This window comes from Halalkalibacterium ligniniphilum (genome assembly GCF_000334155.1).
Classification (GTDB): domain Bacteria; phylum Bacillota; class Bacilli; order Bacillales; family Bacillaceae_D; genus Halalkalibacterium; species Halalkalibacterium ligniniphilum.
The window spans coordinates 1-442 of the sequence record NZ_ANNK01000030.1; the positions used below are offsets into that span (position 1 = coordinate 1).

A 442-nucleotide genomic window follows, 5' to 3' on the forward strand; every position below is an offset into this window, starting at 1 on the left:
CTTTTTACTCGAATACCTGGATCAGACGATTCGTCATGAGGAAGACATTGAGAACTACTTAGGTATCCCTGTGCTTGGAACGGTGACAAAAATGGATGAGGTGAAGTCACCTCAAGGAAAGCGAAAGAAGAAGTTAGGACGTGAGAGCCATGAGTCGAGCAAATCAGCAATCTAATCAAGAGCAGCGGAAGCTAATTAGCCATTTTGAGCCGAAATCACCGATCACTGAGCAATACCGGGCGATTCGGACCAATTTGGACTACGCTTCCATCGAAGAAAAGCTGCAGACGATTCTTGTCACATCGGCAGGTCCAGGAGACGGGAAGTCAACGACGGTGGCAAATCTAGCTGTTGTTTTGGCCCAGCAGGAAAAGCGGGTGCTTTTAGTTGATGCGGATTTGCGAAAGCCGACAGTTCATTATACGTTTCGCCAATTTAACCA

General features: G+C 47.1%; 1 protein-coding gene. It reads left to right on the forward strand.

Annotated features, from left to right (window positions below; translation table 11 throughout):
• Positions 1–149: 149 nt before the first annotated feature.
• On the forward strand, positions 150–442 hold a 293-nt coding region (locus BLT_RS0102210), incomplete at its 3' end, for a nucleotide-binding protein (protein ID WP_017726186.1).